The organism is Brevundimonas fontaquae (assembly GCF_017086445.1).
Lineage (GTDB): Bacteria > Pseudomonadota > Alphaproteobacteria > Caulobacterales > Caulobacteraceae > Brevundimonas > Brevundimonas fontaquae.
In genome coordinates this window covers 3081643-3105008 of the sequence record NZ_CP070968.1, presented here as the reverse complement: position 1 = coordinate 3105008, position 23366 = coordinate 3081643, and the positions used below count along the sequence as shown (strand labels likewise).

Annotated in this window: 21 protein-coding genes; 9 read left to right on the top strand and 12 right to left on the bottom strand. The window is 66.7% G+C overall.

The window, feature by feature from the left end; genetic code table 11:
• Window position 1: 1 nt before the first annotated feature.
• The 5 genes from JX001_RS15095 to JX001_RS15075 all read right to left on the bottom strand — a co-directional run bounded on the left by JX001_RS15095 (window position 2) and on the right by JX001_RS15075 (window position 3571).
• Window positions 2–484, bottom strand: a complete 483-nt coding sequence (locus tag JX001_RS15095) for a MerR family transcriptional regulator (protein ID WP_039244783.1) — start codon at window positions 482–484, stop codon at window positions 2–4.
• Between the two features lie 178 nt (window positions 485–662).
• Window positions 663–1079: a DoxX family protein gene (locus tag JX001_RS15090; protein ID WP_205681634.1), complete on the bottom strand. Its 417-nt coding sequence runs from the start codon at window positions 1077–1079 to the stop codon at window positions 663–665.
• A 197-nt stretch (window positions 1080–1276) separates the two neighbouring features.
• Window positions 1277–1495, bottom strand: a complete 219-nt coding sequence (locus tag JX001_RS15085) for a helix-turn-helix domain-containing protein (RefSeq protein WP_039244779.1) — start codon at window positions 1493–1495, stop codon at window positions 1277–1279.
• Between the two features lie 12 nt (window positions 1496–1507).
• Window positions 1508–2035: a DUF2975 domain-containing protein gene (locus tag JX001_RS15080; RefSeq protein ID WP_205681633.1), complete on the bottom strand. Its 528-nt coding sequence runs from the start codon at window positions 2033–2035 to the stop codon at window positions 1508–1510.
• Window positions 2036–2158: 123 nt separating this feature from the next.
• A complete protein-coding gene (locus JX001_RS15075; RefSeq protein WP_205681632.1) occupies window positions 2159–3571 on the bottom strand; it encodes a protein adenylyltransferase SelO family protein in 1413 nt (470 codons plus the stop codon).
• A gap of 214 nt (window positions 3572–3785) precedes the next feature.
• Here JX001_RS15075 and nhaA point away from each other — a divergent pair, with 214 nt between their 5' ends.
• The 3 genes from nhaA to JX001_RS15060 all read left to right on the top strand — a co-directional run bounded on the left by nhaA (window position 3786) and on the right by JX001_RS15060 (window position 9094).
• The gene (nhaA, locus tag JX001_RS15070) at window positions 3786–5030 is read left to right on the top strand and encodes a Na+/H+ antiporter NhaA (RefSeq protein ID WP_241004678.1); all 1245 of its coding nucleotides are present in this window, start codon (window positions 3786–3788) and stop codon (window positions 5028–5030) included.
• A 203-nt stretch (window positions 5031–5233) separates the two neighbouring features.
• Complete coding sequence (locus JX001_RS15065) at window positions 5234–7888, top strand: TonB-dependent receptor (protein ID WP_205681631.1); 2655 nt, start codon at window positions 5234–5236, stop codon at window positions 7886–7888.
• Between the two features lie 222 nt (window positions 7889–8110).
• A complete protein-coding gene (locus JX001_RS15060; protein WP_205681630.1) occupies window positions 8111–9094 on the top strand; it encodes a sensor histidine kinase in 984 nt (327 codons plus the stop codon).
• A gap of 81 nt (window positions 9095–9175) precedes the next feature.
• Here JX001_RS15060 and JX001_RS15055 read toward each other — a convergent pair whose 3' ends face one another.
• The gene (locus tag JX001_RS15055; RefSeq protein ID WP_205681629.1) at window positions 9176–12382 is read right to left on the bottom strand and encodes an efflux RND transporter permease subunit; all 3207 of its coding nucleotides are present in this window, start codon (window positions 12380–12382) and stop codon (window positions 9176–9178) included.
• Window positions 12383–12392: 10 nt separating this feature from the next.
• The gene (locus JX001_RS15050; protein WP_205681628.1) at window positions 12393–13544 is read right to left on the bottom strand and encodes an efflux RND transporter periplasmic adaptor subunit; all 1152 of its coding nucleotides are present in this window, start codon (window positions 13542–13544) and stop codon (window positions 12393–12395) included.
• Window positions 13545–13712: 168 nt separating this feature from the next.
• On the opposite strand from JX001_RS15050, the gene lepA reads away from it, so the two are divergent.
• Window positions 13713–15521: a translation elongation factor 4 gene (gene lepA, locus JX001_RS15045; protein WP_055754055.1), complete on the top strand. Its 1809-nt coding sequence runs from the start codon at window positions 13713–13715 to the stop codon at window positions 15519–15521.
• Between the two features lie 27 nt (window positions 15522–15548).
• Here lepA and JX001_RS15040 read toward each other — a convergent pair whose 3' ends face one another.
• Complete coding sequence (locus JX001_RS15040; protein WP_205681627.1) at window positions 15549–16292, bottom strand: MauE/DoxX family redox-associated membrane protein; 744 nt, start codon at window positions 16290–16292, stop codon at window positions 15549–15551.
• Window positions 16293–16444: 152 nt separating this feature from the next.
• The gene (locus JX001_RS15035) at window positions 16445–17197 is read right to left on the bottom strand and encodes an SDR family oxidoreductase (protein WP_205681626.1); all 753 of its coding nucleotides are present in this window, start codon (window positions 17195–17197) and stop codon (window positions 16445–16447) included.
• A 109-nt stretch (window positions 17198–17306) separates the two neighbouring features.
• Here JX001_RS15035 and JX001_RS15030 point away from each other — a divergent pair, with 109 nt between their 5' ends.
• The 3 genes from JX001_RS15030 (at window position 17307) to JX001_RS15020 (ending at window position 19402) form a co-directional block, all read left to right on the top strand.
• Window positions 17307–17711: a winged helix-turn-helix transcriptional regulator gene (locus tag JX001_RS15030; RefSeq protein WP_241004677.1), complete on the top strand. Its 405-nt coding sequence runs from the start codon at window positions 17307–17309 to the stop codon at window positions 17709–17711.
• Window positions 17712–17787: 76 nt separating this feature from the next.
• Entirely contained in the window at window positions 17788–18333 is a 546-nt protein-coding gene (locus JX001_RS15025; protein WP_205681624.1) for a GbsR/MarR family transcriptional regulator, read from the top strand.
• 52 nt (window positions 18334–18385) lie between these two features.
• On the top strand, window positions 18386–19402 hold the full coding sequence (locus JX001_RS15020) for an SRPBCC family protein (protein WP_205681623.1): 1017 nt from the start codon (window positions 18386–18388) through the stop codon (window positions 19400–19402).
• Between the two features lie 6 nt (window positions 19403–19408).
• Here the strand turns inward: JX001_RS15020 and JX001_RS15015 are convergent, their stop codons facing one another.
• Window positions 19409–19738, bottom strand: coding sequence for a DUF1491 family protein (locus tag JX001_RS15015; RefSeq protein WP_017505859.1), 330 nt, complete (start codon window positions 19736–19738; stop codon window positions 19409–19411).
• Between the two features lie 55 nt (window positions 19739–19793).
• Between JX001_RS15015 and JX001_RS15010 the strand changes: the two genes are divergently transcribed.
• Complete coding sequence (locus tag JX001_RS15010) at window positions 19794–20654, top strand: hypothetical protein (RefSeq protein ID WP_205681622.1); 861 nt, start codon at window positions 19794–19796, stop codon at window positions 20652–20654.
• Here JX001_RS15010 and JX001_RS15005 read toward each other — a convergent pair.
• Together JX001_RS15005 and JX001_RS15000 are read right to left on the bottom strand one after the other, a co-directional pair.
• The gene (locus tag JX001_RS15005; RefSeq protein WP_205681621.1) at window positions 20651–20890 is read right to left on the bottom strand and encodes a hypothetical protein; all 240 of its coding nucleotides are present in this window, start codon (window positions 20888–20890) and stop codon (window positions 20651–20653) included. The genes JX001_RS15010 and JX001_RS15005 overlap by 4 nt on opposite strands.
• A gap of 103 nt (window positions 20891–20993) precedes the next feature.
• Window positions 20994–22703, bottom strand: a complete 1710-nt coding sequence (locus tag JX001_RS15000) for a sensor histidine kinase (RefSeq protein ID WP_241004676.1) — start codon at window positions 22701–22703, stop codon at window positions 20994–20996.
• Between the two features lie 164 nt (window positions 22704–22867).
• Here JX001_RS15000 and JX001_RS14995 point away from each other — a divergent pair, with 164 nt between their 5' ends.
• Window positions 22868–23305 (top strand): SufE family protein, encoded by a 438-nt coding sequence (locus tag JX001_RS14995; RefSeq protein ID WP_205681620.1) that lies wholly within the window; start codon window positions 22868–22870, stop codon window positions 23303–23305.
• The last annotated feature ends 61 nt before the right edge of the window (window positions 23306–23366 follow it).

Genomic DNA, 23366 nt, shown 5'->3' with positions numbered 1-23366 from the left:
ATTACGCTCTTGCTTTGAAGGGGTGGTGGTGGTCGTGGTTGAGACGCGCGCGCAGCAGCTTCTCATAATCTTCGGCGCCCGGCAGCAGGTCGGGGCGGTGTTCGGACAGCTTGGATTCCATCCAGGCGCAGGCCTGTTCGGCCGTCTCGATGGCGCCTTCGATATCTTCCAGCTGCTGTTTCAGCGCCGCGATCTGGGCGCGGTGCCGCACCAGGGCCACGGCCATCTGATGGACGTTGTGATCCTTCTGATCATAGAGATCCATCATGTCTTGGATCTCCTGAAGGGTGAAGCCGATGCGGCGGCCCCTCAGGATCAGTTTCAGCCGGGCGCGGTCGCGCGCGTCATAGACGCGGGTCTGGCCCTTGCGCGCGGGCGTCAGCAGGCCCTTGTCCTCATAGAATCGCAGGGCGCGCGCCGTTGCGCCGAACTCGCGGCACAGCTGGCGAATGGAATAGGTGCGGTGGTCGTCGGCGGTGGCCATACGCCTTCATAACTTGACGTGCGCGTAAAGGGAAGACGCTTACGCGCACGTAAGGGTAAGCTTTTTCTTTCGCCCCGACGATCAGGCATGAAAAAGCCCGGAGCCTGGGGGGAAGCTCCGGGCGCAAACGCCGGACTGCAGGGGGGGGAGAGGGGTCCGGCGTTCGATCTTTTTCAGGTTACGCTTTGCGGCGGCCCAGCAGCACGGGGACGGTGATGGCCAGCAGGACCGCGTTGACCGCCGCCAGTCCGAAGTCCTGGCTCAGCGCGTGGATCGTCATCATGGCCGCTTCCATGACGATCAGGCCGACCGCCGCGGTCAGCAGCAGGGGGCGACCCGCTCGCCACGAGATCAGCGGGCTCAGCACGCCCATGGCCAGAACGATCTCGACCACGCCCAGGCCGCGCACCATGTTCTCGGGCGCGACGGCGGGCCAGCCCATCAGATTGATCAGATTGGTCATCGGCTCGGTCAGCTTGGCGTAGCCGGCGGCGATGAAGAACATCGCGATCCACCCCTGCAGCGTCCAAAGGGCGATGTTGGCGTAGGCGGCGCGGTTGCGCGACGGCGCGGTGGTGAAGGTCGATATGGTCATCGGGGGGGACGCCTGAAGGTCATGAACGGCTGCGATCCGACCTCAGGAGCCGTTCGCTGAAGCCTATATAGCGGCGCTTCAGACGGTTGTCATCATGCGATGACATCACCTGATGACATCAGCTGATGACTTTCTGTTACGGGCCGGGGGCATTGGGCCGATTCCCAATGCCCCACAAGGATTTGCAACGCGCGATTTCAGTCTTCGGGCTGCGGCCCCGGCGTCTGGACAATCAGGTCGCCAGGCTGGCAGTCCAGTTCGCGGCACAGGGCGTCCAGGGTGGAGAAGCGCACCGCGCGGGCCTTGCCGGTCTTCAGGATCGACAGATTGGCCAGGGTGACGCCGACGCGGTCGGACAGTTCGGTCAGGGACATCCGGCGTTCGAGCAGCAGCCGGTCCAGTTGGATCATGATCATGGCGCGCGCTCCTCAGACCGTGGTCAGCTGTTCGTCGCGCATGGCCGACCCCTGCCGGAACACCTCGGCCAGGATGAAGACCACCAGAATGCCCAGCCAGGATCCCAGGTCGAAGTCGTAGTCGGACGGCGACTGGCCGATGCTTTGCGGGGCGACGAAGACCAGCAGCAGCGCCGTCAGCTGAATGCCGATCAGGCCCAGGCCCACGCCTTGCAGCCGTTTGACGTTGGCGAACTCGAAGGCGTCGCCCTGATTGACCGACAGCAGGATGCGCCGCAGCCGGTTGATGATCCACCAGGTGAAGCCGCAGGCCATCGCCGCGCCGAGCAGCGTCAGACGTCCGGTCCATTGCAGGTTGCTGTGCGGCTCGACGCTGACGCCCTTCAGTCCGTCGATCAGGCCGGCGCCGAAGCTGGGCACGATCAGGGTGAACAGGAAGACCAGGATCGTGGCGATGGCGCCGATCATGACGAACACATTGACGAAGCCCAGCAGCCAACGCAGGGCGCTGGCGACGGAATATTTGCCGATCATCTTCATCTCGAAAGCCCTTCCATTCGGGTCACCCTCCGCGACCGCCTTGGTGACTATCGATATGGATTTATCGATAAACGGGCAAGAAAATTATCGATAAACGAGATGAAGCTTTCGTAAGGTTCGACGTCAGGCCGTGAAGCCCCAGGCCAGACGCGCCGCCTCCAGTCGATCCAGCTTGGCTTGGAAGGGCGTCCAGTCGTCGGCGTCCGCGATGGCGGCCCAGATGGCCTCGACCTCGTCGATCAGCATCTCCTCCGGTTCGCGCGCGGCGAACATCGGGTGTTCCAGCCGTTCGATCCGGTCGGGCTCGTGTTCCATCAAGGCGAAGCGGAACGCGTCGAAGGCCTCGCCCTGGTAATGCTTCGCGCGCGGTCCCGACAAGGCGCGCGCCGAGGAGGCGAAGCCCCCGAACCAGTCGAAGAACAGCGGCTCCCACCGCAGGGCCGTGCCGCCCTCTCTCAGCAGGGTCAGGGTCGTATCGACCAGCCGCTGATCCGCCGCCTCGCCCAGGCTGTGGACGCCCAGCCGCATCAAAAAGGCGGCGCGCAGTTCGCGGATATAGGCCGGGCCGAAGCCGTTCAGCGCATCGGTCAAAGGCTCGACCTCGGCGACCAGTTTCAGACATCCGGCCAGCTGCGTCAGGTTCCAGAACACCGCCTCCGGCTGGCGCGCGAAGGCGTAAAGGCCTGTCTGGTCGAAATAGGCGGCGGTGAAAGCCGGATCGTATTCAGGCAGGAACCGCCAGGGGCCATAGTCGAAGCTCTCGCCCGTGACGTTCAGATTGTCGGTGTTCAGCACCCCGTGCACGAAGCCGGCCGCGATCCAGCGGGCGGTCAGTTTCGCCGAGGCCTCGACAACAGCCCGCAGCAGACCTGGCGCATCGCCGGTCGCCACGTCCGGATGATACAGGCTGCGCACATGTTCGATCAGCGCCGCGATCTGGTCCTTGCGCCCCAGATAGGCCGCGCGCTGGAACGTCCCGAACCGCACATGGCTGTGCGACAGCCGCACCAGAACAGCCGACCGCGTCGACGACGGCTCGTCCCCGCGCTCCAGCGCCTCGCCCGTCTCGATCAGCGACAAGGCGCGGCTGGTTGGCACGCCTTGCGCCTCCAGCATCGTCGCCGCCAGCACCTCGCGCACCCCGCCCTTCAGCGTCAGCCGCCCATCGCCGCCACGCGACCACGGCGTCTGGCCAGAGCCCTTGGTGCCCAGATCCATCAGCCGACCCGAGGCGTCGCGCATCTGCGCCGCCAGGAACCCGCGCCCGTCGCCCAGATCGGGATTGTAGTGCCGGAATTGATGCCCGTGATAGCGCATGGCGATCGGACCGGGCTGCCCCGGCAGAGGCTCGAACCGACCGAAAGCGCCGATCCATTCCGCCTCGCTCAACCCCTCCAGCCCGACCTCGGCCGCCGCCCGGTCGTTGCGAAACCGCAGGACCGTCTTCGGAAAGTCCGCGGCCTGAACCGCATCGGCATAGTCCGCGCCCAAATCAAAGAAGCGCGGTTCGGGGCGGTAGGCGGGGGAGACGGGCATTAGGGTTAGGTGCGGCGGCCGCGCCGGTTTCGCAAGTCGTCTTACGGCGACGGTTGGGGTTGAACCTTCGTCCGGGTTCCGTATTCTTGTGCCCAGAGATCAGGCCGCTCCGCGCGGCCAGGCTGGCGCGCTCGACACCCGAGCGGCGAATCCGGTCCGACGCCCGTCGATAACCTGGCGTCACGACGAAACTTCCGTTCGCTAGGAGGCCGCCGTGGCGCGCAAACTGACACTTGATTTCCTCAAGACCGAGGCCGCATCCGGCTCGGCCTTGGCGCTGGCCGCCATCGCCGCCGTGGCGATCGCCAACTCGCCCTGGTCGGCCGACTATTTCGCCTGGCTGAAGAGCTACCACGTCTTGCAGATCGGTCCGATCCGGCTGGAGGAGACGATCTCCGACTGGATCAAGGAAGGTCTGATGGCGATCTTCTTCCTCGTCGTGGGGCTGGAGATCAAATACGAGATCGTGCGCGGCGAACTGAGTGACCCGCGCAAACTCGCCACGCCGGTGCTGGCGGCGCTCGGAGGCATGGCGGGGCCGGCGGCGGTCTATCTGCTGCTGTCCGGCGCCATCGGCGCGCCGCATGCGGGCTGGCCCATCCCGCTGGCGACCGACATCGCCTTTGCGCTGGCCATCTTCGGTTTTGTCGGCAAGGGCTTGCCCTCGTCGTTGCGGGTCTTCCTGCTGACCCTCGCCATCGTCGACGACCTTGGCGCCATCGCCCTGATCGCCGTGCTGTTCAGCGAGGGCGCGAACTGGACGCCGCTGTTCTGGGCGCTGGGCGCGCTGGCGATCGGTGCGGTCGCGGCGCACCGCATCCGCATCCCTTCGCCCTTCTGGGTGCTGGGGTTCGCCCTGGTCTGGTATCTGACCGTGCTGTCGGGGCTCAGCACCTCCCTGACCGCTGTGGCCTTCGCCATGATCGTGCCGATCAAGGGCCGCGCCGAAGACGGCCAGAGCCCGCTGAAGGAGGCGATGCACGATCTGCATCCGTGGAACGCCTTTTTGGTCCTGCCGCTGTTCGCCTTCGCCAAGGCGGGCGTCTCCTTCGCCGGCCTGTCGCTGGAGCAGGCGTTCGCGCCCCTGGTCATCGCCATCGCGCTGGGCCTGTTCTTCGGCAAGCAGATCGGCGTCCTGGGCGCCGCCTGGATGGCCTCGGCGCTGAGGATCGGCGCGCGGCCGACGGGCGCCAGCTGGCTGCAAGTCTATGGCGTCTCCCTGCTGTGCGGGGTCGGCTTCACCATGAGCCTGTTCATCGGCGTCCTGGCCTTCCCCGGCGCGGTCGATTCGCCCGAACAGGTCGAGGTCAAGCTGGGCGTCATCGGCGGCTCGATCCTGTCGGCGATCGCGGCGGCCCTGGTGCTCGGTTTCGCCGGTCGCGGTCGTGAGATCGACCCCGCCGCCTTACAGCCCGAGGTGGAGCCTCTGGGGCCGAAAGACGGGCAAAAACTGACCTAGCGTCAGCGTTTTCTGTCGCTTCCTCGACACACAAAGGCGAATCCACGGCGAAAAATGGTCGCGGGTAACAACGCTCGCTTGTCGGTCGGCCCGAACCGCGCTTAGCCTGTCCCTAACGAATGATCCCCCACGTAGGGGACGTCGAGGGAACAGGAAACGCTGCGATCGCCCATGGCGTCGCGGCTTCAGCCGGGAGGACGCCTATGCGCCGCAATCTTCAACTCAGGACCACTGTGTCCGCCGCCGTCATGGGCGCCGCCGTGATGGGCTTCGCCGGCGTCGCCGCCGCGCAGGAAGCGCCCGCCAGCGTCGATGACATCATCGTCACCGCCCAGAAGCGCGAGCAGAGCCTGCAGGACGTGCCGATCGTGGTCACGACCCTGTCGCAGGAAATCCTGGACGGCGCGGGCGTGCAGGACATCAAGGATCTGCAGATCCTGACGCCGGGCATGACCGTCACCTCGACCCAGTCGGAAGCCTCGACCACCGTGCGCATCCGCGGCGCCGGCACCGTCGGCGACAACCCCGGCCTGGAAAGCTCGGTCGGCGTGGTGATCGACGGCGTCTATCGCTCGCGCAACTCGGTCGGCTTCGGCGATCTGGGCGAACTGAGCCGCATCGAGGTCCTGAAGGGCCCGCAGGGCACCCTGTTCGGCAAGAACACCTCGGCCGGCGTCATCAACATCATCACCGAGCGCCCCTCGTTCGACCCGTCGATCTCGGGCGAACTGACCGCCGGCAACTTCGGCGCCATCGGCGGTTCGGTGTCCGTCACCGGGGGCCTGACCGACCAGATCGCGGGTCGCCTGTTCGTCGCGCACCGCGAGCGTGACGGCTTCTACGACGTCAATAACGGCGACGGCCCCAACACCCGCAAGGACGACCAGACCCAGGACTACTGGACCACGCGCGGCCAGCTGCTGATCCTGCCCAGCGACGACGTCTCGGTGCGCCTGATCGCCGACTACACCAAGCGCGAGGAATACTGCTGCGTCGCCGTGCAGACGCGCGTCGGCCCGTCGCAGGCCTTCATCGCCGCCCTGACCGCGCCGAACGGCCCGGGCCAGCGTCCGCCGGTCGCCGGCTTCGGCACGGTGCCCTTCTCGCGCCTGGCCTATTCGAACCGCGAGACGCCGCAAGAGATCGAGGACATGGGTCTGTCGGCGGAAGCCACCATCGACTTCCCCAGCATCAACGCCACCCTGACGTCGCAGACCTCGTGGCGCGACTGGTCGTTCCAGCAGGGGATGGACCTCGACTACACCGGCGCCGACATCCTGTACCGCGCCAACGACGGCTCCAACGGCTACGGCGTCGACAACCTGACGCAGGAGTTCCGCCTGGCCGGCACGTCGGACAAGCTGGACTGGCTGGTCGGTCTGTTCGCCACCAAGGAAGGCGTCTATCGCGACGACAGCTATGTCTACGGCTCGGACTACAACGCCTTCGCCTCCCTGCTGCTGACGGCCAGCGTGCCGGCGGCCTTGGGCGGGCCAAACCCCGGTCGGATTGGCTGCTTCACCAACCCGCAGGGCCTGCTGGTCAACACGGCGACCACCGCGCAACTGCCGCTGCCAGTAGGGACGGCCCTATGCGCCGTCGGTCTGGTTCCGCCGTCGGCAACCGCCCCGACCTTCGGCGTCGGCAAGGCCTATGAGGACCACTATTCGCAACGTTCGGAATCGGTCGCCGTCTTCACCAACAACACCTACCGGGTGACCGAGGCCTTCGATATCAACCTGGGTCTGCGCTACACCTACGACAGCAAGCGTCTGCTGGGCATCCAGGACAACCTGGGCGCCAACGGCGCGGCCTGCGGCGGCGCCCTGACCAACAACCTGGCTCCCACGCTGCCGGCGTCCGGCATCCCTGGGACGGCCAATGTCCGCACCCCGGCCGCTGCGCTCGGCCTGCTGTGCCTGCCCTGGTCCAATCCGCAGTACGACGGTCGCCGGATCCAGGAGAAGTTCAGCGACACCGACCTGTCGGGCACGATCAAGGCGTCCTACCGCTTCAATCCGTCGATCATGGTCTATGGCTCGTATGCGCGCGGCTACAAGGGCGCGGGCTACAATATGGACCGGGTGCAGACGGGCGTGACGCCGGACGCCTCGCTGTTCTTCGAGGCCGAGACCGTCGACAGCTATGAAGCGGGGATCAAGACGACCCTGTTCGACCGCACCATGCTGCTGAACGTCACCTACTTCGACCAGAAGTTCGAGAACTTCCAGCTGAACACCTTCCTGGGTACCGCCTTCGTGGTGGAATCGATTCCCGAGCTGAAATCGCGCGGCGTCGACGCCGACATGGTCTGGTTCACCCCGGTCGAGGGCCTGAGCTTCCAAGGCGGCGTGACCTACACCGACGCCAAATACGGCGTGTTCGGCGCGGGCGACCTGTCCAGCCCCGGCCGCTTCCCGCAGTTGTCGCTGCTGCCGGGCGCGCGTGCTTCGTTCGCTCCGGAATGGTCGCTGACCGGCGCACTGGCGTTCGACCGCGAACTGGGCGGCGGCCTGCGCGGCGGCTTCAACCTGTCGGCCAAATATTCGACCGAATACAACACCGGCTCGGACCTGCTGCCGTACAAGAACCAGGACGCGTTCACCGTCGTCAACGGCCGGGTCTCGATCGGTTCGGCGGACGAACGCTGGACTCTGGAGGTCTGGGGCCAGAACCTGCTGGAAGAAGAATACACCCAGGTCGGCTTCGCCGCCCCGCTGCAGGGTACGGCCTTCACCAACACCACGACGCCTCAGGCGGACGGCACCTACTACAATATGGCCACCGATACGGCGACGTATAACGCCTACCTCGGCGCCCCGCGCACCTACGGCGTGACGCTGAAGGTCAAATACTGATCGCCAGCCTTCAAGGCTGAACGACCAAGGGCCGACCGGGAAACCGGCCGGCCCTTTTTCTTGGATGGAATGGCTGACAGAGCAACGGATGGTCGTGAGACGCCGGCTAGGCCGCCGCTACCGTCATTTTAACCCGCTTTGGTCACCAAGCTGGGCTGGACGCGGCGCTTTCGCTGCTCGATACACCGGTTCACCGACGCTCGGCGTCCATTGAGGAATCCTATGCGTCATCAGGCGCTTCGTTATCCAATCTGGCGTGGTTACGCCTTTGCGATCACCGCATGGGCCGTCGCCTTTGGGCTGCGCTATGGGCTGGCGCCCTGGTTTCCGCCGGGCTTTCCCTATCTGACCTTCTTCCCGGCCGTCGTGCTGGTCGCCTTCTATGCGGGCCTGCGCCCGGCGGTCCTGACAGCGACCCTGTCGGGGTTGTCGGCCTGGTGGTTCTGGATCGGCCCGCCGGGCTTCGACCTGGGCGTCGCGACCTTCGTCGCCATCGGCTTTTACGCCTTTGTCGTCGCCGTCGACATCTTTTTCATCGTCGGCATGGACAAGGCGTCGGCCAGGCTGGCGCGCCAAGTCGAGCGCAACGCCGCGCTCGCGGAAAGCCGCGACATTCTGCTCAGAGAAGTGCAGCACCGGGTGTCGAACAATATTCAGGTGGTCAGCGCCTTGTTGGGCCTGGAGGCGCGCGCCGCCGCCGACCCAGGCGCCAGAAAGGCTTTGGCCGACGCCTCGTCCCGCACGGGTCTGGTGGCCCGCATCCAGCGCAGTCTGGCCGACGCAGACCAGAAGAACACCGCTTTTCAGGATTTGGCGCGATCGATCGTCGACGATGCGCTGACGGCGGCCGCGCGTGACGACGTGATTGTCTCCATCTCCAGCGGCGACGTGGTTCTGTCGGCCGAGGAGGCCACGCCCGTGGTCCTGATCATGCTGGAATGCGTCAACAACGCGCTGGAGCACGCCTTCCCCGACCGGCCGGGCCGGATCGCGATAGACCTGTGCGACGACGGCGCCGTCCGCACCCTGACTGTCGCCGACGACGGCGTCGGCCTTTCCGAGGAGGCGAGCGGCGAACCGACCAGCCTGGGCCTGCGGATCATCACGGCCCTGGCGCGACAGCTCGGCGGAGAATGGTCGCTGCGGGCCGCCTCGCCCGGCGCGATCGCTCGCCTGTCCTGGCCAAGCGCGCCGGTCACGCCCTAGATCGCAGACGCCACAGCGTCCAAAGAAAGGCCCGGTCGGATCGCTCCGCCGGGCCTTGGTCGTTCAAGCGTCGTGGGCGGATCAGGCCGGGCGATCCTCCGTCGCCGCCGGCTCCTCATGCCCGTGCTGGCCGTGGAACATCTTGTCCATTCGGCTTTCCAGGCGGCGCTTCACCCCGTCGATCAGGCTGAACACCACCGGCACGAACAGCAGCGACAGGGCGGTCGAGGTGATCAGCCCGCCGATGACCGCGATAGCCATGGGCGAGCGGAAGGCGGTGCCTTCGCCGAACGCCGCTGCGATGGGCAGCATCCCCAGTCCCATCGCCATGGTCGTCATGATGATCGGCCGCGCCCGCTTGTGGGCCGCGTCCATCAGGGCGTCGTGGCGGTTCATCCCCTTGTCAATCGCCATGATGGCGTAGTCGACCAGCAGGATGGAGTTCTTCGCCGCGATCCCGGTCAGCATGATGATGCCGATCAGGGCCGGCATGGACAGCGACTTGCCCGTCACCAGCAGCAGGAAGAAGGCGCCCCCGAACGACACCGGAAGCGCCGCCAGGATGGTGATCGGGTGGAAGAAGCTTTTAAACAGCAGGACCAGCACGACATACATCAGCAGAATGCCGGTGATGATGGCGAAGGCGAAGCCCATGCCCAGCTCCTGGAAGCTTTCGGCGTCGCCCGACGGCTTCTGGCTGACGCCCTGCGGCAGGGACTTGATCGCCGGCAGATCGTTCACCGCCTGCGTCCCCTGGCTCAGGGTCAGGCCGGTCAGTTCGGCGGTGATGTTGGCCACCCGCAGCCGGTCCAGACGATTGATCTGGTTGGGGCCGGCGCCGAAAGTGATGTCCGCCACCGCCGACAGGGGCACCGTTGCGCCCGACGCCGTCGGCACCTGAAGGTTTTCCAGCACGCCCAGGTCCGAACGCGCCTGTTCCGTCAGCATGACCCGGATCGGCACCTGGCGGTCACCCAAATTGAACTTGGGCAACAGTTGATCGGCGTCGCCCAGGGTGGCGACGCGCGCCACCTGGCTGATGTCCTGGGTCGACACGCCCTGCAGGGCGGCGACGTCGGCGCGCGGCGTGACCAGAATTTCCGGCCTCACGAGCGAGGCCGAGGACACCACATTGGACAGGCCCGGAATGTTGCGCATCTCGCGCTCGACCCTGGCGGCCGCCGGCTCGAGCACATTGGGGTCGTCCCCGACCAGGGCGATGGTCAGAAGGCTGGACCCACCGCCGCCGCCCGCGGCGCCGAACTGAATCCGCGCGCCGGGAATCTGGCGCAACACCGGCCCCATGTCGCGCTCGAACTCCTGCTGGTTCAGCTTGCGATCCCAGCGCCCGACCAGATTGACGGTCAGATTGGCGCTGCGCACCTCGCCGGCCGAACCGCCGCCGCCGGGGCCGAAGCTGGTCGTCGCTGAACCGACGGACGAATAGACCGACGCGACCTCTGGCCGTTTCATCAGTTCGCGGTTGATGCGTTGCACGGCCGAATCCGTCTCGGCCAGGGTCGCGCCCGGCGGCAACTGCACCGTCACGGTGGAGCGCGAGATGTCCTCGACCGGAATGAACTCGCCCGGCAGCTTTGTCGCCAGGAAGATCGACACGAAGAAGAACAGGATCCCCATCCCCAGCACCCACAGCCGGTGATCGAACATCCGGTCCGCGACCTTGCGGCGGAACCAGCCGGCGTGCGGATGGTGCTCGGCCCGACGCTTGCGCCAGTCGTCGCCCAGCGCCCAGTTCAGGGCCTTCAGATAGGGCCCCATCCAGAACGGGTCCTTATGCTCCTTGCCCTGGTCGCGCTTCAGCAGATAGGCGCCCATCAGCGGCGTCAGGGTTCGCGCCACGAGCAGCGAGAACAGAACGCTGACGCAGGTGGCGATGGCGAAGCTCTTGAAGAACTGGCCGACGACGCCGGGCATGAAGCCGGTGGGGGCGAACACCGCAATCAGGGTCGCCGTCGTCGCCATGACCGCCAGGCCGATCTCGTCGGCCGCCTCGATGGCGGCGGGGTAGGGGGCCTTGCCGTCGCGGATGTGGCGGACGATGTTCTCGATCTCCACGATGGCGTCGTCGACCAGGATGCCGATGGTCAACGACAGGGCCAGCAGCGTCACGACGTTCAGCGACTGGTTCGTCAGGTCCATCACCCAGAAGGTCGGGATCAGCGACAGCGGCATGGCCACCGCCGCGATCAGGGTCGCGCGCCAGTCCCGCAGGAAGATGAAGACGACCGCGATCGCCAGCAGGGCGCCCAGCACCAGGGTCTCGACCGAGGCGTGGAAGTTGTTGACGACGTCCTCGGTGGTGTTGGCCACCTCCTCGATCGCGACGTCGCCGCGCTCCTGGTCCAGCTTCTCGATCTCGGCCTTGACGCGGTCATAGACGTCCACCTCGGACGAGCCGATGGCGCGCGAGACGCCGAAGCCGACGACTTCCTGACCGTTGAAGCGGGCGCGGCCGCGCGGCTCGGACCATTCGTCGGTGATCTGGCCCAGGTCGCCCAGCCGCACGCTGCGGCTGCCGATGGGGATCAGGGTCTCGCGCAGCTGTTCGACCGACTTGGCCGAACCGACGGTGCGGATGGCCTGCTCCTCGCCCGCGATCTCGCCGCGGCCGCCCGGCAGGTTGATGTTGGAGGCGCGCAGCTGGTTCGACACCTGGGCCGCCGTCACGCCCGAGGCGGCGAGCCGCGCGGGGTCCAGCTTGATGCGGATTTCACGACTGACGCCGCCGTCACGGCTGATCTGGCTGACGCCGCGCACCGACAACAGGCGTTTGGCCACGGTGTTGTCCACGAACCAGCTCAGCTCCTCGGGGCTCATGCCCGGCGCCCGCACCACGAAGTTGGCGAAGGGGATGGCGGTGAACTCGATGCGCTGAACGATCGGTTCCTGAACGTCGGCGGGCAGGTTCTGGCGGATGCCGCTGACGGCGTTTCGGACGTCGTTGGTGACCTTCTCCAGGTTCACGCCCAGCTGGAACTCGATGGAGGTGGTCGACACCCCCTCGTTGACGACCGAGGTGATGTGCTTGACCGAGCCCAGGCCCGCCACCGCATCCTCGACCAAGCGGGTGACCTGCGTCTCCATCTCCGTCGGGGCGGCGCCGGCCTGGACCACCGTGACGGCGACGACCGGCAGATCCACGTCGGGGAAGTTATTCGTCCTGAGCTTGAAATAGCTCATCGTCCCCGCGATCGTCAGGACGACGAACAGCAGGACGATGGGAATCGGGTTCCTGATCGACCAGGACGAGATGTTCTGAAAGCCCATCGGTCCGATCCTAGCGCGCGGCTGCAGCGGCGGGGGCAGGGGCGGCGGGCGCCGCCGCCTGGGGCGCCGCCGTGGCCGGGGCCACCGTCACATGGTCGCCTTCGCCCAGGAAGCCTGCGCCCTGAACCACGACGCGCTGACCGGCCTGGACGCCCGTGACCGCGACGCGGTCGCCGCTGCGAACGCCGGTCGTGACCGGGACGAAGCGGACGACATCGCCCTGACCCACGACATAGACGCCGGCCTTGGCCTCGCGATAGACGACCGCCGAGGACGGCACGACCAGGGCGGGCTGATCGCCGACGGCGATCTCGGCGCGGGCGAACATGCCGGGCCGCAGCTGGGCGCCGGGCGCCAGGGATATGCGCGCCAGGCCCAGGCGGGTCTGCGCATTCACCTCGGGCGTGACGATCCGGACCGAGCCGGTGGTCTGGCCGGCCTCGCTGGAGGTCACGATCGCGGACTGACCGGCGCGGACCAGCGACAGTTCGGTTTCCGGCACCTGGGCGTCCAGTTCCAGCCGGCCGTCGCGCACCATGCGGAACAGTTCGGTCCCGGCGGCGATGATCTGGCCCTTGGTGACGCTACGGCTGATGATCAGGCCGCTGACGGGCGCGCGGATGGTCGCCTGTGACAACTGGGTCTGGGTCTGGCTGAGGGCCGCGCGGGCGGCGGCCAGATTGGCGTTCGAGCTGCGCTGGTTCGCCAGGGCCGTGTCTAGCGACGCCTGGCTGAGGAAGCCGCGTTCCTTAAGCTGCTGCGCGCGATCAAGCGCCGCGTTGTCGCGCGCCACATTGGCCTCGGCCAGTTGCACCTGGGCCTGCTGCTGGCGCAGCTGGGCGCGCAGCAGGACGTCGTTCATCTGCACCAGCGGCTGGCCCTGACGCACGTAGGAGCCTTCGTCAACATAGACGGCGACGGCGGTCAGGCCGCCGGTCTCGGCCGCCACCGGCACCTCTTCCCAGGCGGAGACAGAGCCCGAGGCGTTGACCGTGCGGGCCAGGTTGATCTGGGTCACGGTCGCGGCGGTCACGGTCTGGCGCGCGCCGGCCGCCTCCTTGCCGTCGGCCTTCTTGTCGTCTCCGCCGCCGCAGCCGGCCAGCAGCAGGACGGCCAGAACGGCCGCACCGGCCAGAAGTGTGGGTCGGGTCGTCTGGAGCACGAAAAACGTCCTTGAAGAGCGATCAGGCGATGGCTGTTTCCCTTATAGCGTCCCAGGGCCGCGCTCAAAGACAAACGCCATCATTGCCAAGCTGTAATACGCGGCCGTGCTGGCTGCGGATCGTGCCGCGTCTGGTCCCCAGCGCCCGCGCGTGATAGGGGCGCGCGGATGACGACTCCCCCGATCTCGAACATTCGCAACTTCAGCGTGGTCGCGCACATCGACCATGGCAAGTCGACCCTGTCCGACCGCCTGATCCAGCACACCGGCGGCCTGACCGCGCGCGAGATGTCCGAGCAGGTGCTCGACAATATGGAGATCGAGAAGGAACGGGGCATCACCATCAAGGCCCAGACCGTGCGCCTGACCTATCGGGCCAAGGACGGGCAGGACTATATCCTGAACCTGATGGACACGCCGGGCCACGTGGACTTCGCCTATGAGGTCAGCCGGTCCTTGGCCGCCTGCGAAGGCTCGCTGCTGGTCGTGGACGCCTCGCAAGGGGTCGAGGCCCAGACCCTGGCCAATGTCTATCAGGCCATCGACAACAACCACGAGATCGTCCCGGTCCTGAACAAGGTCGATCTGCCGGCCGCCGAGCCGGACCGCGTGCGCGCCCAGATCGAGGACGTGATCGGTATCGACGCCTCCGAAGCGGTCCTGGCCAGCGCCAAGTCGGGCATCGGCATCGAGGAGGTGCTGGAGGCCATCGTGACCAAGCTGCCGGCGCCCAAGGGCGACGTGAACGCGCCGCTGAAGGCCATGCTGGTCGACGCCTGGTACGACCCCTATCTGGGCGTCGTCGTGCTGGTGCGCGTCTTCGACGGCGTGCTGAAGACCGGGATGCGGGTCAAGATGATGCGCAACGGCTCGACCCACCTGATCGACCGGGTCGGCGTCTTCCTGCCCAAGAACACGCCCGTGGACCAGCTCGGCCCCGGCGAGGTCGGCTTCATCACCGCCCAGATCAAGGAAGTGGCCCACGCCGCCGTCGGCGACACCATCACCGATGAGAAGAAGCCGACCGCCGAGCCGCTGAAGGGGTTCAAGGAAGTCCAGTCGGTGGTCTTCTGCGGCCTGTTCCCGGTGGACGCCGCCGACTTCGAGGACCTGCGCGCCGCGATCGGCAAGCTGCGCCTGAACGACGCCTCCTTCACCTATGAGATGGAAAGCTCGGCGGCGCTGGGCTTCGGCTTCCGCTGCGGCTTTTTGGGTTTGCTGCACCTGGAGATCATCCAGGAGCGCCTGAGCCGCGAGTTCAACCTCGACCTGATCGCCACGGCGCCGTCCGTCGTCTACAAGATCGGCCTGCGCGACGGCTCCGAAATGGACCTGCACAACCCGGCCGACCTGCCCGACGTGATGCAGATCGAGACCATCGCCGAGCCCTGGATCAAGGCCACCATCCTGACGCCCGACGAATACCTGGGCGGCGTCATCAAGCTGTGCCAGGACCGTCGCGGCCAGCAGATCGAACTGTCCTACGTCGGCAACCGCGCCATGGTGGTCTATGAGCTGCCGCTGAACGAGGTGGTGTTCGACTTCTACGACCGGCTGAAGTCGATCTCGAAGGGCTATGCCTCGTTCGACTACGAGATCACCGAATACAAGGTCGGCGACCTGGTGAAGATGTCCATCCTGGTCAACGCCGAGCCGGTCGACGCCCTGTCGATGCTGGTCCACCGCGCCCGCGCCGAGACGCGCGGCCGGGGCATGGTCGAGAAGATGAAGGAACTGATCCCGCCCCACCTGTTCCAGATCCCGATCCAGGCGGCCATCGGCGGCAAGATCATCGCCCGCGAGACCGTCCGCGCCCTGCGCAAGGACGTGACCTCGAAATGCTACGGCGGCGACGCCACCCGCAAGAAGAAGCTTCTGGAAAAGCAGAAGGCGGGGAAGAAGCGCATGCGCCAGTTCGGCAAGGTCGAGATTCCGCAGGAAGCCTTCATCGCCGCCCTGAAGATGGACGAGGATTGATCGGCGCTGCTGGTCTGAGGTGAGGCCTCAGGCCCAGGCCATCCAGCCCACCCACGCCGCCATCAGGACCATCATCACGTTCTCGGTCAGGGACAGGAAACCGAGCGGCACATTGCTGTCGCCGCCGACGCAGGCGCATTTGAGTTCGCGTTTCTGGATGTAGACGGCCTTGAACACCGACCAGCCTCCGATCAGACCCACGAAGGCGGCCGCCGGCGCCGACAGCCACGTCAGCACGTTCGCGATCATCAGGACGCCGGCCCCAAGCTCGACGAACGGATAGATGTAGGCGTACGGCACCCAGCGTCGCGCCAGCAGGTCGTATCCCAGGAACATGGTGGCGAATCCGTCCAGATCCCGCAGCTTCAGCATCGCCAGGGCGCACATGGAAAAGGCGATGAACCACTCGGGCGTCCGCATCGTCAGCAACGTCCCGGCGGCGTAACTGGCGGCGATCGCCATCAGGGCCGTGACGGCGAATACGACAAGCACCGGGGTATCGGTCTTGCGGTTCGGATCCTTGACCGGCTTGCCCAGGACACGCCTGAGATCGTCGTAGCCGCCGATCCTTTGTCCGTTGATAAAGGTCTGCGGCGTCGTCTTGACGCCATGCTCGGCCTTGAAGGCGTCGGTCTGTTCGCGCGTAATCAGCCAGCGGTCGTCGACGACTAAGCCCTGGCTCTTCAGCAGATGTTTGGCGCGCAGACCCCAAGGGCAAACGTGCTTTTCCATAACCATTCGGTAGAGGATAGCGGTCTTTTCGGCGGCCATCAAACGCGCTCCTTCAGCTTTGCATGTAACGCACAAAGGGCCATCGGGGTGCGCTGCTTGATGGCATCGCCGGGTCGCAAAGCCGCCTTCGGTCGTTGGATCGGCGGCTTGTCCCGCCGACCCTGACCGCTTTTGACCGGGAATGATCCCGTCTAGTGCGCGCCGTTCAACTGCTCGAACACCGCCTCATAGCCGTTTGCCTCAGCGAACCGCAGCGGCTTGACTCGTTCGACCAGGATTTCGCCGCGCGGGGTCTCGCCACGCTCGATCAGGCCGATCACCTCGGCCGTATAGTCGGCCAGCGGCATGGAGGCAGGGTTTTCCGCATGGCCCGGCATCAGGTCGGTGGCCACGCCGGGAGGGGCCAACTCCAGCACCTCGACCCCAGTGTTCGCCAGTTGGTGCCGCAGAGACTGGCTCCACGAATGCAACGCCGCCTTGGTCGCATTGTAGGTCGGCGTCGCCGTCAGCGGGACGAAGGCCAGGCCCGAGGTCACCGTCATCACCGTCGCCTTCGGCTGGGCCGTCAGATGCGGCAACAGGGCGGCCGTCAGGCGGATCGGCCCCAACAGATTGGTGGCGATGATCGCCTCCACGACGGCCAGGTCGAACGGCTGGGCCTTCAGGTCCTCTGCCTTCATGATGCCGGCGTTCAGAATGACGGCGTTCAGGGCGGGGTGGTCCTTGACGACCTGGGCGCCGAAGTCGGCGACGGCCGCAGCGTCCTCCATGTCCAGCGTCGCCCAGGCCATGCCGGGATTGGCGGCCGCCGTCTCTCTCAGCACGCCTTCGCGACGGCCGGTGATGATGATCTGATTGCCGCGCGCGTGCAGCGCCTCGGCGAGGGCTCGGCCGATGCCCGTGCCGCCGCCGGTGATCAGTATGGTGTTGCCGGTGATGTTCATGATCGTCTCCTGGGGATGCGTCAGCGATGAAAGCGAGGTATGCCGTTCACTCTCCAACCGAAAGTAGGCACTTGAAACCGCCCTACTTACCGTCCGGAAAGAAATGACTATGACGGCGCTTCCGCCTGCAAGAATTGCTCATCCCGAGACCGGCGAGGTCGCCGATCCGCGGGTAGAGGCCCTGGTCAACGACGTGATCGGCCGCGTCGCCGACAAATGGACCATGCTGATCCTGGAGGTTCTGGCCGAGCACGGCGAGACCCGTTTCACCCGCGTCGGCGAACTGGTCGGGGGCATCAGCCAGAAGATGCTGACCCAGACCCTGCGCCAGATGGAGCGCGACGGCCTGGTGATCCGCACCGTCCACCCCGTCATCCCGCCCAAGGTTGAATACCGCCTGACCGACCTGGGCTTCACCCTGGCTGAAGCGTTCTGCGGCGTCTGGACCTGGGCCGAAAAGAACATCGACCGCATCGAGGCGGCGCGCGCGGACTTCGACGGGCGCAAGGGGTAGGGCTAGGGATCCACCAGTTGACTCAAAACGTCGTTCGTCGTTTATTTCTGTCATGACAGAAACCAATGACCGATCATTGCCGCTGGCTGTGGAGCAGATCGTGCTGCGCTGGGGCGACCTTGGCGGTCAGTGGGGGGTGAACCGTTCCGTGGCTCAGATTCAGGCGCTTCTGTATCTCAGCGAGAAACCTCTCACGGCCGAGGACATCGCGACGACCCTGGGTTTGGCGCGGTCGAATGTGTCCAACAGCCTCAAAGAACTTCTGACGTGGAAGCTGATCCACCGCGTTCCGGTCCTGGGTGACCGCCGCGATCACTACGAGGCCGAAACCGATCTCTGGCAGATGGCGACCAAGGTGGCGCAGGGTCGCAAGGCCCGCGAGATCGACCCGATGGTCGCGGCGATCAATGATGCAGTCGCCAGCGTCGACGGTCAGGGGGCAGGCATAAGTCCCGAGGTGCGTGCGCGTCTGGAGCGGCTCCAAGGGTTCGTCAACACGGTCGACGGCTGGTATCAGCAGATGCTCGGCGTCCCTCCCGAAACACTGATGCGACTGATCCGCATGGGGTCGAAAGTCGTGAGCCTTCTGAAGTTTGTGGGGCCGAAGGATCGCGGATCTTAATCCATTTGGCCTGTGATTTCTCTTTTTACAGAAACAAAAGACGGAGCTGGTCGTGGTCGACGACAACGTAACGACGCAGAAGCGCAGACTGCATAAACGCCTTCTGTCTGGCTTCGGCCTTGCGCTGGCGATCGCCCTGAGCGCATTTCTGCTGCTGTCTGCATCGAAGTCAGGCTCGATCTGGTTCGCCAGTATCTGGTTTCTGGCTCTGCTTCCGGCCGTCCTATGCGCTTTGATCTGCTACATCGGCGATCCGGATCGAACGCGAACGACCAGCTTTTACTGGCTTGTCCCCTGCCTGCTGGGGGTCGTGGTCTGCCTGGCCTCCTATTTCGTCCTCCAGGAGGGCGTCATCTGCATCGTCATGCTGTCGCCCGTCTGGCTCGTCAGCGGTTGGGCTGGGGCGTTTATCATGCGCTCTCAGCGTCATCGTCGTGGCAAGACGCTGCAATCTAGCTTTCTGATCATTCCCTTGGCGGCGGCCATGGTGGAGGCGCAGCTTCCGACGCCCCATGAGGCTGTCGCGGTCAGCCGCGCGGTTATCGTGCGCGCCGCGCCCGAGGACATCTGGCCCTACGCCGTCGCCAGCCATGACATTCGCGCAGACGAGGGCCGCTGGACCATCAGCCACGACGTGATCGGCATCCCGCGGCCGACGGAATCCCGCCTTGTCGGCTCCGGCGTGGGAGCGGTCAGAACGGCCTATTGGGGCGATCACGTCAACTTCGAGGAGCGGATCGTCGCCTGGGCGCCGGGCCGTAAGTTGGGCTGGGACTTCAACTTCACCAACAGTTCGGTCCAGGACTACACCGACAAGCACATCTCGCCGGACGGCGAGTTTCTGACGATCAAATCCGGAGACTATGTGCTGCGCCGCATCTCGCCTCATCAGACCGAGTTGACCCTGACGACCCGCTATGTCGCCAAGACGCATGTGAACCCGTACGCGAGACTTTGGGGCGAACTGATGATGGGCGATATCCATGACAATGTGCTCGGCATCATCAAGGCAAGGGCGGAGCGCGATGCCGCCCTAAAGCTGGAGCGAGATGGCGTGGCGGCTTCTTGAGCCGATCTATCCCTGCACCGTCTCCGTGATGAAGTGCCGCCCCTGCTTGTCCTCGATCTCGACCACCCACAGGTCCGGGTCATACCCCCTCTGTCGGGCGATATAGGCGTCCAGTTCGCTTTCGCTGTCGGACGTGACGGGCTGGATCCACAGGCGGTCGCCGTCGGTTCCGAAGGCTTCGGTGAACAGGCGGGCGGTGCGGGTGGAGGTGTCGTAGGCCTTGACGATGACCGAGCCGGCGCGGGCGTCGCCCTTTTTGACCACGGTCGCATAGGCGCCCTCGATCTGGGCGCGGCGGATCAGGGCGCTGACCCACAGGTCGCTGGAAAGAAGCAATTCGCTAACCCTGCTCGAACACGGAACCCCAACCCTGGCGCGCTAGGGTCGGGGCATGAGGATAGGCCTTTCCCCCCGGCAAGCCAGAGGTTTCCTGTCGGCCGTGCTGATCGCCGCGACGCCCGTCGCAGCCTTCGCCGCGCCGCAGGACCGCTTCTATGAGCGCAGCTTCGTGCTGGCCGCCAACGACCGCTGCGGCCTGTTCGAGCCGCAACTGACCGCCGCCCTGACGGCCGCCGCCTGGCAGGCGCGCGGCGCGGCCCTGCGCGCGGGGTCCAACGACCGGCAACTGGCTGAGACGGCCCAGCGGGCGCGGGCGCGGGCGAACACGACGCCGTGCGGCTCGACCGATCTGAAGACGGTTCAGGGCCGGGTCCAGACCGCCTTTTCCGGCTGGTCGCGCACGACGCGGATGGAGTTTCCGGGCGATCGCCGAAAGTGGAGCGCGGATCGCGCCGCCTATGCGCGCCCGACCTGGCGGTTGATGCAGGCGACCGTGACCGGCGCCTCGCCCGTCCGGTTCGGCGTGGTGGGCGGCATGGACCGGCCCGATCAACTGGCGGCCGTAGTGTCCTGGCAAGGGCGCTCGCGACCGACCGGGGTGCGGGTGGTGATGCGCGACCACACGGTGGCGCCGCGTCCGTGGCTGTCGCACGACTTGCCGCCCGCCGCGCAACGCCGCGCCTTCTGGGCCGCCGGCGTGACCAGCGCCGATACGATGCTGTTGCCCGAAGGTCGCCCGGCCGGTCAGGCCTGGCTGTTCCCCGCCGCCGCCGCCGACGCCCTGTCGGCCCTGGACCCGCGCGAGGTCTTCACCGTCGAATTCCTGTTCCGCGACGGCAGCATCGCCCGCTCCACCTTCGAGGCGGGGGATTTCGCGGCGGGTAGGGCCTTCCTGGCGATGGGGCAGGTTTAGGGGGCGCGACGCGTCGGGTCGGCTTTACGGGACGCGTTCGGCTTCGCTGCCTTTAGCAGCCCACGCAGGGTGAGGGCGAGGCCAGACAGCGCCAGCACCAGCCCGAGCGCGACGACGACAAGGCTGAGTTCCTCGGGGCACCGCGCCCAACCGAACAGGGTTGCGGCAGATCCGATCAGGCTTGGCGCAGTCGTCAACAGCAGTCCAATCAGCCCCACCGTCAGGCCCAATGGCATGGCAAGCTTCGGCTTTGTGCGGATATCAGGGCCTCAAGACAGAGTGGCATTCTGCATAGACTGCTAGAGATACGCGCGTTTTCTCACAACTCAAAGCTGACGCTCAGGCCTCAACCGTCGCAGGCGGCGCTTCGCTCGGTTGCGGATCCAGCGACCCTGCCGTCACCATCACCGGCAGCCGGATCATCACCGCCGCGCCTTCGCCCAGGGTGCTGTCGATGGTCATGCGGCCGCGGTGCAGTTCGGTCAGGCTGCGGACCAGGGACAGGCCCAGGCCGGTGCCTTGCGCTTTCTGGTCGGCGCCGCCGGCCTGTTCGAAGGGGCGGCCCAGGCGTTGCAGGTCTTGCGGTGCGATGCCGACGCCGGTGTCGGACACGGCCAGATCTAGATCCGGGCCGTCGGCGTCCAGGGTGATGGTGACCGAGCCGCCGGCGGGGGTGAACTTGACCGCATTGGACAGCAGGTTCAGCGCCATCTGCTTCAGGGCGCGGGCGTCGGCGCGGACCTTGATCGGCTCGGACGGCAGGACGGCGGCCAGCTCGACCCCCTTGTCGTCGGCCTGGAGCCGGACCAGGGCGACGGCGGCGGACACGGCGTCGCGGGCGTCGAACGTCTCCATCGCCAGCTGGTAGCGTTCGGCCTCGATCTTGGACAGGTCCAGGACGTCGTTGATCAGGTCCAGCAGGTGGCCGCCCGCCTGGTGGATGGCGTCGGCGTACCCGGCGTAGCGTTCGGGCAGGGGGCCGAACAGTTTCTGGCGCATGATGTCGGCGAAACCCAGCACGGCGTTCAGGGGGGTGCGCAGCTCGTGGCTCATATTGGCCAGGAAGCGGGTCTTGCCGGCCGATTGGGCCTCGGCCTCGACGCGGGCGGTCTCCAGCCCCAGCTCGCGGGCGAACTGGGCCGTGCCGTCGAACGCCTGGGCGATCAGGCGCGGGCGGTCCGCCTCATGCTGGAACGGGCCCAGGATCATGACGACACGACGGTCCAGGGCGATGCGCGGCGTGAACTGGACCTCGACCTGTTGGCCCGACAGGGCGCGGGACAGGGCCGCGGACACGGCCGGGCGATCCGGCGCATGCACCGCCGAGATCAGGCCCTGTTCGGTCAGCGCCAGCACCGACAGGGCGGGCGGCGGCGTGCCCCAGGTCGCGACCGCGCGGCCCGACGGATCGAGCAGCAGGGTCAGGGCCGGCTGATCCTCCAGCAGAGCTGCGATCCGGGCGGCCTGTTCTTCCGCTTCGGCCAGACGACGCTCGCGCGCGCTCCAGGTCAGGCGCATGGCGGCGATGATCGCGCCCATGGCCAGCAGGCCCGACACGGCGGCCAGCAAGGGGCCTTGCGCCTCCGCCCCGTTCAGCCAGGTCGAGATCAGCCCCGCCAGCAGCGGCAGGGCCACCGCAACGGCGCCCATCCGGGTCAGACGATCGGCGCCGACGCGGGCATGATGCACGCCGTGATCTAGGGCGATCCCCGCCGCCAGCGGCGTCAGGATCAGACCGGGCAGGGCGCCGGTCACGCCGCCGGTCAGGCCGGCCGAGGCGGTGGCGGCCAAAATCCACCCGCCCATGACGGCCAGCCTCAGCCCCACGCTGTCGCGCACCATCAGCACGACGCCGAACACGCCGGGGAAGGCCATCAGCAGCAGGGCGGCCAGCGGCGCGTCCTTCAGCCCGTCCATCATCTGGGCCGCCAACGCCGTCAGGGCCACCGCCACCGCCCAGATCGCATGCCATAAGGCGACCAGCGGGGCGCCCAACGCCGCGTCGTGCGTCGGGTCGTCCTCGAATCTGGCGTGGGCGTCGGGTTTCAAGAAGGGCGGGCCATGGGTTTCGTCTGCGCCCAGACTAGGGCTGCGGCTGAGTCGGTGCGAGGCCGCTCCCCCCTGAGGCGAACCCCATTGCGGCGTTCACCATGAATATCGGGGGACAAAACGGCCGGTTGTCGTTAACGGCCGCGCGGCCTATCTGGCGGCGCATGACCGACCGCACGCCCCCGACCGACACCCTGGACCAGACCCTGGCCGAACTGGCCGAGGATTTCGACTTACTGGGCGATTGGGAGCAGCGGATCGAATATGTCATCGAACTGGGCAAGGGGCTGGCCCCGCTGGACGAGGCCGACCGCATCGAGGCCAACAAGGTGCCGGGCTGTGCGGCCCAGGTCTGGCTGGCGACGACGCAGGACGACGGGCGGCTGTGGTTCGCCGCAGACAGCGACAGCGCCCTGTCCAAGGGCAATATCGCCCTGCTGCTGAAACTGTACTCCGGCCGCACGGCGGCGGAGATCGTCGCCTTCGACGCCCGCGCGGCGCTGGATCGGCTGGGCCTGCCCTCGGCCCTGACGCGCCAGCGCGCCAATGGCTTGAACAGCATGGTCGGCCGCATCCGCGAGGCGGCGCTGGCGGTTCAGTAGTCGGGGGTTGCAACCGCCGGCCCGGCGACCCACGATCGCGGGGTCGTAACCGGGGGCGCGA